General features: G+C 67.0%; 10 protein-coding genes. 4 read left to right on the top strand and 6 right to left on the bottom strand.

Annotated features, from left to right (window positions below; genetic code table 11):
• Positions 1–22 precede the first annotated feature (22 nt).
• The 3 genes from pyk to OG976_RS26295 are packed head-to-tail and all read left to right on the top strand — an operon-like array spanning position 23 to position 3,813.
• Positions 23–1,441 (top strand): pyruvate kinase, encoded by a 1,419-nt coding sequence (pyk, locus tag OG976_RS26285; RefSeq protein ID WP_328355863.1) that lies wholly within the window; start codon positions 23–25, stop codon positions 1,439–1,441.
• Positions 1,442–1,455: 14 nt separating this feature from the next.
• Entirely contained in the window at positions 1,456–2,325 is an 870-nt protein-coding gene (locus tag OG976_RS26290) for an acyl-CoA thioesterase II (protein WP_328355866.1), read from the top strand.
• Between the two features lie 57 nt (positions 2,326–2,382).
• On the top strand, positions 2,383–3,813 hold the full coding sequence (locus OG976_RS26295) for a bifunctional lysylphosphatidylglycerol flippase/synthetase MprF (RefSeq protein ID WP_328355869.1): 1,431 nt from the start codon (positions 2,383–2,385) through the stop codon (positions 3,811–3,813).
• Here the strand turns inward: OG976_RS26295 and OG976_RS26300 are convergent.
• The 6 genes from OG976_RS26300 to OG976_RS26325 form a co-directional block, all read right to left on the bottom strand.
• Positions 3,785–4,303, bottom strand: a complete 519-nt coding sequence (locus OG976_RS26300; RefSeq protein ID WP_328355871.1) for a DUF4190 domain-containing protein — start codon at positions 4,301–4,303, stop codon at positions 3,785–3,787. The two genes, OG976_RS26295 and OG976_RS26300, sit on opposite strands and share 29 nt — an antisense overlap.
• 10 nt (positions 4,304–4,313) lie before the next feature.
• Positions 4,314–5,957 carry a thiol reductant ABC exporter subunit CydC gene (cydC, locus tag OG976_RS26305; protein WP_328355874.1) on the bottom strand — a complete coding sequence of 548 codons (1,644 nt, stop codon included), beginning with the start codon at positions 5,955–5,957 and terminating at the stop codon, positions 4,314–4,316.
• Positions 5,944–7,548: a thiol reductant ABC exporter subunit CydD gene (gene cydD, locus OG976_RS26310; protein ID WP_328355877.1), complete on the bottom strand. Its 1,605-nt coding sequence runs from the start codon at positions 7,546–7,548 to the stop codon at positions 5,944–5,946. Before cydD ends, cydC begins: the two co-directional genes overlap by 14 nt.
• Positions 7,549–7,610: 62 nt before the next feature.
• Positions 7,611–8,654, bottom strand: a complete 1,044-nt coding sequence (cydB, locus tag OG976_RS26315; RefSeq protein WP_328355881.1) for a cytochrome d ubiquinol oxidase subunit II — start codon at positions 8,652–8,654, stop codon at positions 7,611–7,613.
• Positions 8,655–8,664: 10 nt separating this feature from the next.
• Positions 8,665–10,113: a cytochrome ubiquinol oxidase subunit I gene (locus OG976_RS26320; protein WP_328355884.1), complete on the bottom strand. Its 1,449-nt coding sequence runs from the start codon at positions 10,111–10,113 to the stop codon at positions 8,665–8,667.
• A gap of 124 nt (positions 10,114–10,237) precedes the next feature.
• Positions 10,238–10,846: an HdeD family acid-resistance protein gene (locus OG976_RS26325; protein WP_328364039.1), complete on the bottom strand. Its 609-nt coding sequence runs from the start codon at positions 10,844–10,846 to the stop codon at positions 10,238–10,240.
• Between the two features lie 308 nt (positions 10,847–11,154).
• Between OG976_RS26325 and OG976_RS26330 the strand changes: the two genes are divergently transcribed.
• Positions 11,155–12,024, top strand: a complete 870-nt coding sequence (locus OG976_RS26330; protein ID WP_442930396.1) for an ABC transporter substrate-binding protein — start codon at positions 11,155–11,157, stop codon at positions 12,022–12,024.

A 12,024-nucleotide genomic window follows, 5' to 3' on the forward strand; every position in this document is an offset into this window, starting at 1 on the left:
TCCGCGACTATGCTGAGGCGTCGTGACTAGACGCGGCAAGATTGTCTGTACTCTCGGCCCGGCCACGAGCACCGATGAGTCGGTGAAGGCTCTCGTCGAGGTGGGCATGGACGTCGCCCGCCTGAACTTCAGCCACGGCGACTATGTCGACCATGAGGCCGCCTATAACCGGGTTCGCAAAGCGTCGAATTCCACGGGCCGCGCGGTCGGTATCCTCGCCGATCTTCAGGGCCCCAAAATTCGGCTCGGCCGGTTCGCCGAGGGCCCGACTTATTGGGCGAACGGCGAGACTGTCCGCATCACGGTCGAAGACTGCGAAGGCACCCACGATCGGGTGTCGACCACCTACAAGCAGTTGTCCAAGGATGCCCAGCCGGGGGACCGGTTGCTCATCGACGACGGCAAGGTCGCCCTGGTGGTCGAGCACATCGACGGCGACGACGTGGTCTGCACCGTCACCGAGGGCGGCCCGGTGAGCAACAACAAGGGTCTGTCGCTGCCCGGGATGAACGTGTCGGTGCCCGCCTTGTCGGAGAAGGACATCGACGATCTCGAGTTCGCGCTGCGCCTCGGGGTGGACCTGGTGGCGCTGTCGTTCGTCCGGTCGCCCGCCGACGCCGAACTGGTGCACGAGGTGATGGACCGGGTGGGCCGGCGTGTCCCGGTGATCGCGAAGCTGGAGAAGCCCGAGGCAGTCGACAATCTCGAAGCGATCGTGCTGGCCTTCGATGCGGTGATGGTCGCCCGCGGTGACCTGGGCGTCGAGTTGCCTCTCGAAGAGGTGCCGCTGGTGCAGAAGCGGGCCATCCAGATGGCCCGGGAGAACGCCAAGCCGGTGATCGTGGCCACCCAGATGCTCGAGTCGATGATCGAGAACTCCCGCCCGACCCGCGCCGAGGCCTCCGACGTCGCCAACGCGGTAATGGACGGCGCCGACGCGGTGATGCTGTCCGGCGAGACCTCGGTGGGCAAGTTCCCGCTCGAGGCGGTGCGCACGATGGCCAGGATCATCTCGGCCGTCGAGGACAATTCCACCGCGGCCCCGCCGTTGACCCACGTGCCCCGCACCAAACGTGGCGTCATCTCCTATGCCGCCCGCGACATCGGCGAACGCCTCGACGCCAAGGCGCTGGTGGCCTTCACCCAGTCCGGCGACACCGTGCGCAGGCTGGCCCGGCTGCACACCCCGCTGCCGTTGCTGGCGTTCACGGCGCTGCCGGAGGTCCGCAGCCAGCTGGCGATGACCTGGGGAACCGAGACGTTCATCGTTCCGCACATGAAGCAGACCGACGACATGATCCGTCAGGTCGACCATTCCCTGCTGCAGCTGGGCCGCTACAAGCGCGGTGATCTGGTTGTCATCGTCGCTGGTGCTCCGCCGGGCACAGTAGGCTCGACGAACCTGATCCACGTCCACCGCATCGGTGAGGACGACCACTAGACCGGGAGCGACACTTGGCCAACGCGGACCTTGACGACCTGCTGGCCATTCTCGACCTCTCTGCCCTCGGTGACGACGTGTTCTCCGGGGCTCATCCGCGCAAGAACCCGGTGCGGACCTTCGGCGGTCAACTGATGGCGCAGGCCTTCGTCGCCGCGACCAGGACCCTGGTACATGACCTGCCGCCCAGCGCGCTGTCGGTGCATTTCATCGCCGGCGGCGACCCGGCCGCCGACATCGAGTTCCACGTCGTCCGGCTGCGCGACGAGCGTCGCTTCGCCAACCGGCGCGTCGACGCCATCCAGGACGGCAAGCTGCTGGCCACCGCCCTGGTGTCCTATCTCGCCGGCGGGCGCGGGCTGGAGCACAACACCGAGATGCCTGCCGATCTGCCCGACCCGGCAACCCTGCCGACGATCGACGAGCTGCTGGTCGGCTACGAGGAGGTTGTGCCCCATTTCGTCACCGCGCTGCGGCCGATCGAGTGGCGCTACACCAACGATCCCGCCTGGGTGATGCGCGACAAGGGCGGTCAGCTGGCCCACAACCGGGTCTGGCTCAAGGCCGACGGGGTGATGCCCGAGGACCCGACGCTGCATACCGCCGCGATGGTGTACTCCTCGGACACCACGGTGCTCGACTCGATCATCACCACACATGGCCTGTCCTGGGGATGGGACCGGATCTTCGCCGTCACCATCAATCATTCGATCTGGTTCCACCGGCAGGTCGACTTCTCCGAATGGGTGTTGTACTCGACGGGTTCGCCGGTGGCCGCAGAGTCCCGCGGGCTCGGCGCCGGACACTTCTTCAACCGCGCCGGCCAGGTGGTGGCGACGGTTGTCCAGGAGGGAATCGTCAAACACTTCCCCAGTAATCCCTGAGTACAGGCGTACTGTTTACCTGGTTGAACGACGTTGTTGAGCCTGGGGGAAGGTGCAATGACCGAACCGCCGCTGCAGGTCGCGCCGCGCCTGCGTGCTCGTGAGCGGGTGGTCGTCCACGTCGATTCGCCGGCAGCCCGCTGGATCGGGGCACTCGGGCTCCTGATCGCGGCCGGCTGGCTGGTCATGCTGCTGGCCCGTTCGCACCACCCCGCGAATTGGCACGCCGACGGCCGGCTGGCCTGGTCCCTGACGATCCTGGCCGCGGTCACCTTCATCGCGCGGGGCATCTTCCTGGGCCGGCCGGTGACTGCCGCGCACGCCGCCGCCGCTGCGGTAGCGGTGCTGGCGGGCTTCGGCGCCCACATCGTGGCCTCTGACGTGCTGGGCAACGTCGTGATCGCTTCGTCCGGGCTGGTGTTGATGTGGCCCACCACAGTGCGGCCCCAGCCCGAGGAGTTGTCGCGGATCTGGGCGCTGGTCTCGCAGACCTGCGGTGATCCGGTGGCACCCTTCGCGATGCTGGCGAGCAAGAGTTACCACTTCACCGTGGACGGCACGGCTGCCATCGCCTACCGAACCCGGCTGGGCTATGCGGTGGTCAGCGGGGACCCGATCGGTGACGACACCCGCTTCGAGGAACTCGTCGCCGACTTCGTGACGATGTGCCACGCGCACGGCTGGCGGGTCGTGATTCTGGGCTGCAGTCAACGCCGTCTCGGACTGTGGACCGATCCGGCGACGGTCGGCCAGACGCTGCGCCCGGTGCCGATCGGCCGTGACGTGGTGATCGACGTCGCCACGTTCGACATGGTCGGGCGCCGATTCCGCAATCTGCGCCAGGCCGTGCAGCGCACCCGCAACTTCGGGATCACCACCGAGATCGTCGCCGAACAGGAACTCGACGACGGCCAGATCGCCGAACTGAGCGACATCCTGCTGTCGTCGGCCAAGGGCTCCCGAACCGAGCGCGGCTTCTCGATGATCCTCGACGGCGCCCTCACCGGCCGCTATCCGGGCATCCTTCTCATCGTCGCGCGGGATGCGTCCGGGCGGGTGCAGGGCTTTCACCGCTACGCGCTGGCCGGTGGTGGCAGCGACGTCACGCTCGACGTGCCATGGCGCCGGCGCGGCGCACCCAACGGGATCGACGAGCGACTGTCGGTCGACATGATCGCGGCAATGAAAGAAGCTGGTGCGCAACGGCTTTCACTGGCGTTTGCGGCATTCCCGGAGATCTTCAACGACAAGGAACGTGGGTCGCTGAGCAGCTTCTTCTACACCGCGATCCATCTTGGCGACTCGCTGATCGCGCTGGAGTCCTTGTACCGCTACCTGCGCAAGTTCCACGCGCTGGGTGATCGCCGCTATGTGCTGCTGTCCTTCGGGCAGGTACTGCCGCTGCTGGTGGTGTTGCTGTCGCTGGAGTTCATGCCACGCCGGCGGCAGTTCACCGCCGCTATGGCGTCGGCGTCAGCGTCACGCTGAACTGGTTCTCCACCGACTGGCGGAACTCGTTCTCGCAGAGCCGCTGAGCGGTCTTGTCCGGGCCGGCCTTGCTCAGGCAGTCGAAATAGTCGCCGACACCGGTGTCCTTCAACGCGTTGACATAGATGACGATGAAGACCAGGCCGACGATGATGGCGACGAATCCGAGGACCACGCCGGCCAGTGCGATACCGCCATTGTTCGCTTCACCACGCTTGACGCGGCCCCGCGCGGCGAACCCGATGATGACGGCCACGATGCCCAGGACGACACCACCGGCGACGGTGAACGACGACACCAGCGCGACGATCGCGGTCACCAGCGCCGCGACGCCCAGCCCGTTACGCGGAGCGACCGGAGGCGGCCCGTAGCCCGCGTACGGCTGCGGCGGCGGCGGTGGATAGCCCTGGTAAGGCCCGGTCGGGTAGGGGTACGGGTAGGGGTAGGGCGGCGGAGCCGGTTGCTGAGGCGTGTTGGAGGGCTCAGTCATGGTGAGCACGTTACCCGTCGTTGCTGACCGATAGTCGCGGACAGGTGATGTCGTCGCCTAGCTGGTGGGTTGCGACGACAACGGTGCGTGATGGCGATATCAGGCCGTTGCGCGCATCGAGCAATGCGGCCAGCACCCGGCGCGCATCGGCCGCGTCGAGATGTTCGGTCGGTTCGTCGAGTAGCACCACCGGCGCGGGACACAACAGCACCCGCGCCAGCAGCAGGCGGCGCCGTTGTCCGGCCGACACCGAAGCGGCACCGCCGGTCAGCACGGTGTTCAGCCCGTCGCTGAGCCTGGTCAGCCAATCGCCGAGGCCGACGACCCCTAGGGTGTGCGTCAGTTCCGCATCGGTGCAGTCGCCCCGGGCGACAAGTAGATTGTCTCGCACCGTGGTCGCGAACAGGTGCGCGTCCTCGGCGAAAAAGCATACCGCGCTGCGCAATTGGGACTCGGTCAGAGTGCCGGTGGCGGCACCGTCCACTGTCACCGTGCCGCTGCGGGGTGGCAGTATTCCTGCCAGTGTCATCAGCAGCGCCGTCTTGCCGGCACCGCTTCGGCCCGTGACCGCCAGCCTCGCGCCTGGCTGGAGATCGATTGTGAGACTGGGCGGTTGGGGCCCGTCGGGGTATCCGGCCCGGACTTCCACGGCCTGAAGGTGCGGGGTGTTCGCCGGGGTGACGATGGTTGTGGTGACGGTGCTAGCGGGAACGAGGTCGGCGATGTGTGCCGCGGCGATCCGCGCCCGCGCCAGTGCCACCGCGGCGCCCGGCAATGCCCCGGTGGCCTCGAAGGCCGACAGCGGCAGCAGCATCAGCACCGCCAACGTGGTGGGCGCCGTGGTCGCGGCGAGCGAAATGCCGATCACGACCGCGCCGATCACGCTGATACCGACCGCCGCGGTCGGCACCGCCGCGGCCAGAGCCGCCGGTGCGGCGGCGCGATCAAGCGCGGCACCCCAATCGCGTTGCCGCGCCGCGGCTTCGGTGATCACTGCGGGCAGGCGTCCGGCGACCCGGAGTTCGCAGGCATGCTCGAGTGCGGTGATCGCCGCGGTATCGCGCCCGGAATGGTGTCGGCGGGCGGCCTGTTCGGAAGCACGCACCGCGCGGCCCGCCAGCCACGGTGCCAGTACCCCGGCGAGCAGCAGGCAGGCCGCCAGGACCAGTGCCGCAGCCGGGGAGATCAGGGCGATGACCGCAGTCGCCGCGATGCCCAGAACTACGGCCACGCCGATCGGAACCAGAGCGCGCACCAGGACATCGGCCAATGTGTCGACATCGGCGCCGACCCTGGTGAGCAGTTCGCCGCCGGGCAGCCGTGCGGTGACCTCCGGCGGCCCGTAGGCCAGCCGTCGGTAGATCTCGCTGCGGGCGTTCTCCGCGGCACGCAGCGCGGTGTCGTGCGACGCCAGCCGTTCGCAGTAGCCGAGCACGCCGCGCGAGATGCCGAATGTGCGCACCGCCACGACCGCAATCGACAGGTCGAGCACCGGCGGCATCTGCCACGCCCTGGTGATCAGCCACGCCGAGACGCCGGCCAATGCCAGCGCACTGCCCAGGGACAACGCGCCGAGGGTGATCGCCAGCAGCAGTCGTGGCAGCCGCGGACGTAGCAGGGGCAGCGCTGTGCGCAACAGGTCAGATCTGGGCATGGCTGTCCGCCTCCACCCTGATCACCCGATCGGCGATGGCGATCGCCGTGTCGTGGTGAGCGACCATCACCACCGTGGCTCCGTCGGCGGCCCGGGCGGCGATCGACTCCAGCACCGCCGCCTCGGTGACCGGGTCGAGGTGGGCGGTAGGTTCATCGAGCAACAGCACCCGCGCCGGTGACCCGAGCGCCCGTGCCAGGCCGAGGCGCTGACGTTGTCCCAGGGACAGGCCGGCTCCGGCGCGTCCCAGCCTGGTGTCCAGGCCGTTCGGCAGCCCGGCCAGGACCTCGTCGAAACCGGATGCGCGGCAGGCGAATTCGATGTCCATAAGCTCGCCGAATAGGGCCAGGTTCTCCGCCGCGGTGCCGGGTATGACGACCGGCCGCTGGGCCAGCCACACGAGCTGCCGCCACCACGATGGGAGGTCCAGGTCGGCGACGTCGACGCCCTCGACGGTGACGCGACCGGATGTGGGTGCGACCAGACCGGCGATGACCTGCAACGTGGTGCTCTTGCCGGTGCCGTTGGGTCCGGTCAACACGGTTACTTGCCCCGGCTGGCAGAGCCCGGACAGTCGTGCCGGTGCCAGCCCGTCGCGTCCGGCCACCGAGACGTCCTCGAGTGCGATGGTGACAGCGCCCCCGGGTATCGTCCGGCTGCCTCCGATCACGGCCGGACTCTGCTCGATGAGAGCGAAGGCTTTGTCGGCGGCGGTCTTTCCGTCCTGCGCGGCATGGAATTCCACTCCGACCCGCCGCAGCGGCCAGAACACGTCGGGTGCCAGCAACAGAACCGTCAGCCCGGCGGCCAACGACATCTCACCGAACACCAACCGCAACCCGATGCTCACGGCGACCAGGGCGACCCCCAACGTCGCGATCAGTTCGAGAACCAACGACGACAGGAAGGCGATCCGCAGTGTCGCCAATGCCGAACGCCGATGGGCGGCGCCCAGTTTCGCGATGCGGTCGGCCGGTCCGTCGGCCCGGCCGAGAGCCCGCAGGGTGGGGATGCCGGCGATGAGGTCCATCATCCTGGCCTGCAGTGTGCTCATCGCGGTCAGCGCCGCCGCGGAGCGCTCGGCGGTGGCCAGGCCGATGAGGACCATGAAGACCGGGATCAGCGGCAGGGCGATCACGACGATCACGGCCGACTGCAGATCGTAGAGAGCGATCACCGCGATACTGGCCGGGGTCAGCACGACACCGAGGAACAGGGCGGGCAGATAGGCGGTGAAATAGGGCCGCAGCTTGTCCAGGCCGGTGGTCACCAGGGTTGCGGCCTCGTCGCGCCGGGCCTGTTGATCGGCCGGCGGCAGAGCGGTCACCGCGTCGAGCACCTGTCCGCCCAGGTCGCCGATCACCGCACTGGCGCCGCGCTGCCCGAGCCTGCCCTGCAACCAGTGTGCGGTGGTGCGCAGTGCCCACAGCCCGACCAGCAACGCCAGTTCGGTACGCCAGTGCCCGACGCTGCGGGTGGACGGATCGGTGATGACAGTGGCCACCAGGTGGCCCAGGACCACGGCGGCGCCGATCGCGCAGCCGGCGATGACGATCCCGCACGCGACGCTTGCGACCAGGAACGGGCGCACCGCGGGGGAGACCCGCCACAGCCGTGGATCAAGCGGGCCCGATCGTCGTCGACCGTCCTGGGTCAGGGCACCCGCCTCAGCGGCAGGCCGATCGACGGCGGAATCGCCTCGGCGAAGATCCGCTTACGGAATATCCAGTAGGTCCAGCCCTGGTACACGAGCACGAGCGGGGTGAAAATCACTGCAGCCCAAGTCATCACCTTCAAGGTGTAGGGACTCGATGAGCCGTTGAAGATGGTGATGCTGTAGGCCGGGTCGATCGTCGACGGCACCAAGTTGGGGTAGAGGCAGCCGAACAGCAGGACCACCACGGCGGCCACCACCACGGTGGTCGACAGGAACGCCCACCCTTCACGACCGGCGCCGACGGCGGCCACGGCCGCCAACTGGGCGACGACGGCGAGCGCGACCAACGCCCATGTCCACGACTTCCCATGCGCCAACTGCGTCCACAGCCCGAACCCGGCGACCAGGATCGTGGCCGGAACGCTGAGCCTGCGCGCCAGCCGCACGGCATCGTGACGGACTTCGCCACCGGTCTTGAGTGCCAGGAACACTGCGCCGTGGAACAGGAACAGCGCACACGTGGCCAGCCCGCCCGACAGCGTGTAGGGGTTGACGACGTCGGTGAACGTCAGTCCGGTGACGTTCTTGTCGGGGCCGACGGGCAGTCCGCTGACCAGGACGGCGAACGCCACGCCCCACAGGATGGCGGGCAGCCAGGAGCCCACCGCGATGCCGATGTCACACCAGGTCCGCCAGCGGGGATCGTTGATCTTGCCGCGCCATTCGATCGCGACGATCCGGGCGATCATCGACAGCAGGATGACCAGCAGCGGCAGGTACAGGCTGGAGAAGACGGTGGCATACCAGTTCGGGAATGCCGCGAACATGGCACCGCCCGCGGTGATCAGCCAGACCTCGTTGCCGTCCCATACCGGCCCGATCGTGTTCAGCACCGCCCGGCGGTGAGACTCGATGTCTCCCTTGCTGGCTCGGCCGAGCCATTCCATGAGCATCCCGACACCGAAGTCGAAACCCTCCAGGACGAAGAAGCCCAGGAACAGCACCGCCACGATGCCGAACCAGAATTGTTGCAGGCTCATGATCACCTCCTCAGTAGGCGAACGACAGGGGGGCGACCTCGTCCTCGCCAGGCGGGGATGGCGGCGCGGGCTCGGAGTCGTGGTCCTGCGGACCGGCCACCACGTAGCGGCGGATTAGGTAGAACCAGATCACCGCGAGCACGGCGTAGATCAAGGTGAACGAGATCAGCGACACCCACACCAGGCCGGGCCCGTGTAGCGACACCCCCTGGCGCACGGTGAGCCGAACCAGTTGATCGCCATCAGGATTGGGCGCCACCACCCAGGGCTGCCTGCCCATCTCGGTGAACACCCAGCCCGAGATCGATGCCAGGAACGGTGTCGGGATGGTCCACAGCGCAAAGCGGGACAACCAGCGCTGCTCGGGCACGCGGCCGCGGCGGGTGAGCCAGAGCACGCTCACGGCGAACAGGAACGGAATCGCCATCAGGCCGATCATCGCCCGGAACGACCAGTAGGTGACGAACAGGTTGGGCACGTACCAGTCCGGGCCGAATCGCTGAACGTATTGCTGCTGAAGGTCGTTGGTGCCTTCCAGCGTCACGCCGCTGAACTTGCCCTCGGCCAGGAATGGCAGCACGTAGGGCACCTCGAGCACCCGGGTGATGCTGTCGCAGTTGTTGTGTGTCCCGACGGTCAGAATCGAGAACTTGGGGTCGAGTTCGGTGTGGCACAGCGATTCCGCGGCGGCCATCTTCATCGGCTGCTGATGGAACATCAGCTTGCCCTGGACGTCGCCGGTGAAGAACAGGCCGAAGGAGGCGACGATCGCCACCCCGGCACCCAGGATCGCGCCGGGCCGATAGAGCGCCGCCGCATCGGCAGTTCCCTTGGCGCGCACCATCCACCATGCGCACACCGCCGCGACGAATGTCGCCGCCGTCAGGAACGACGCCGCCACCGCATGCCAGAACGCTGCGACACCGGTGTTGTTGGTGAACAGTTCGGTGATGCTCTGCAGTTCCGCCCGTCCGGTCGCCGGGTTGTAACGGGCGCCGACCGGATGCTGCATGAACGAATTGGCCGTGATGATGAAGAAGGCCGACAGGTTGACGGCGAATGCCACCAGCCAGATCGACGTCAGGTGGAGCCATTTGGGAATCCGATTCCAGCCGAAGATCCACAGGCCGATGAAGGTCGACTCCAGGAAGAAGGCGACCAGAGCCTCCAATGCCAGTGGCGCGCCGAAGATGTCACCGACAAAGCGCGAATACTCGCTCCAGTTCATACCGAACTGGAATTCCTGCACGATTCCGGTGGCGACGCCGATGGCGAAGTTGATCAGGAAGATCTTGCCGAAGAATCGGGTCATCCGGTACCACGCCGGGTTGTCGGTGACCGCCCAGAGGGTCTGCATGACCGCGATCAGGGGAGCCAGCCCGATTGTCAGCGGTACGAAGATGAAGTGGTAGACGGTCGTAATGCCGAACTGCCACCGTGAAACGTCAAGAGCACCCATAACGAGAGTCTCCCCAAAATGAAAGACCGAAGACGCGGATCGCCTGTCTACGACACAGTGTAGTAGCGATCCGCGCCTTCGGCGCTAGGGTCTTTCGTCCTAGGTGAGCAGCGTCATAGCCGGCTCAGGCTGCTCCGGTGATGCGTTCCCTCAGGTTGTTGGAGGCCTTGCGGATCCCGAAGGACGACACGATCTCGAACACACCGATCACCACCAGCCAGATGCCGACGACCAGCGTCAGGGTGGCCAGCGACGGGAACGGCGAGGCCAGCACGACGATGCCCGCGATCAGGCTGATGACGCCGACGAAGATCTCCCAGCCGCGCCCCGGGGTGTCCGGGTCGCTGATCGCCGAGGCGGCCGTGGCGACACCGCGGAAGATGAAGCCCACGCCGATCCAGATGGCCAGCAGCAGGATCGAGTTCGCGATGCTGCGGAAGCACAGGACCGCCAGCACCAGTGAGGCTGCGCCACTGATGAACAGCAGCGCCCGGCCGCCGGCCGACACATGCAGGGTGAATGCGTGGAACACCTGGGTGATACCGGTGACCAACAGGTAGGCGCCGAAGAAGATCGCGGCGACGAGGATCGAGATACCCGGCCAGACCAGAACCAGGATGCCCAGAACCAGCGACAGGATTCCGGACAGCAGCACAGACTTCCACAGGTGTGGCAGCAACGGCGGCGCGCCGGTAGGCGCAGTGGTAGTTGTCATGGCCGCAGTGTGACACAGGGCCGCGTCGGCTTGGTGTATTTGAGCGCCCGGTGAATCGATTGGGGCCTTAAGTCCCGGCGCGTTTTCTCGGGGACGTCACAACTTCATTTGCCGCTCGGACAGCGCGTGGGTATCAACAGGGTTAAGTTTCCCCGTAGGCCGTTCACCATGGCTTACTGTTCCGGTACCGGCAGTGCGAGCTGGGTCCACGGTCCTCGGCGTCCTGAGCGTGGGGCGCTGGGCGGCCCGAAGCAGAAAGAAGAGTCAACGTGCTTACTGGATGTCAAGACCGTCGGGGGATCGGCCGTTGGTGGCGTGTTGTCGGGGTGGTCGCGGTCGCGGGTTCCCTGGCTCTGTCCGGCTGCAGCAGCAAGTCTGAGCCCAGCGCGGGCCCGTCGGAGTCCACGGCCGCGGTCAAGGCCGCCAAGGTCGACGACATCGCGGCGACGCTGCCCGAGGACATCAAGAAGTCGGGCAAGCTGATCGTCGGCGTGAACATTCCCTACGCGCCCAACGAGTTCAAGGATTCCAGCGGCAAGATCGTCGGCTTCGACGTCGATCTGATGAACGCCGTCGCGTCCACCCTGGGCCTGACCGTCGACTACCGCGAGTCCGACTTCGCCAAGATCATCCCGTCGATCCAGGGCGGCACCTACAACGTCGGCATGTCGTCGTTCACCGACACCAAGGAGCGCCAGGCTTCGGTCGACTTCGTCGACTACTTCAACGCCGGCATCCTGTGGGCGCAGCGTCCCGGAGCTCCGATCGACCCCAACAACGCCTGCGGCAAGAAGGTGGCGGTGCAGGCCACCACCACCGAGGAGACCGACGAACTCCCCGCCAAGAGCAAGAAGTGCACCGACGAAGGTAAGCCGGCGATCGAGATCCTCAAGTTCGACGGCCAGGACGCCGCCACCAACGCGGTTGTCCTCGGGCAGGCCGATGCGATGTCGGCGGACTCTCCGGTGACGGCCTACGCCATCAAGCAGAGCAAGGGCAAGCTCGAGGCCGCCGGTGAGATCTTCGAAGCCGCGCCGTACGGCTGGCCCGTCGCGAAGGGCTCGCCGCTGGCGCAGTCGCTGCAGAAGGCTCTCGAGCACCTGATCGAGACCGGCGACTACAAGGCCATCGCCAGCAACTGGGGCGTCGAGCAGGGCATGATCGAGAAGCCGGTCATCAACGGGGCGACCAGCTGA

The sequence above is a fragment of the Mycobacterium sp. NBC_00419 genome (assembly GCF_036023875.1).
GTDB lineage: Bacteria > Actinomycetota > Actinomycetes > Mycobacteriales > Mycobacteriaceae > Mycobacterium.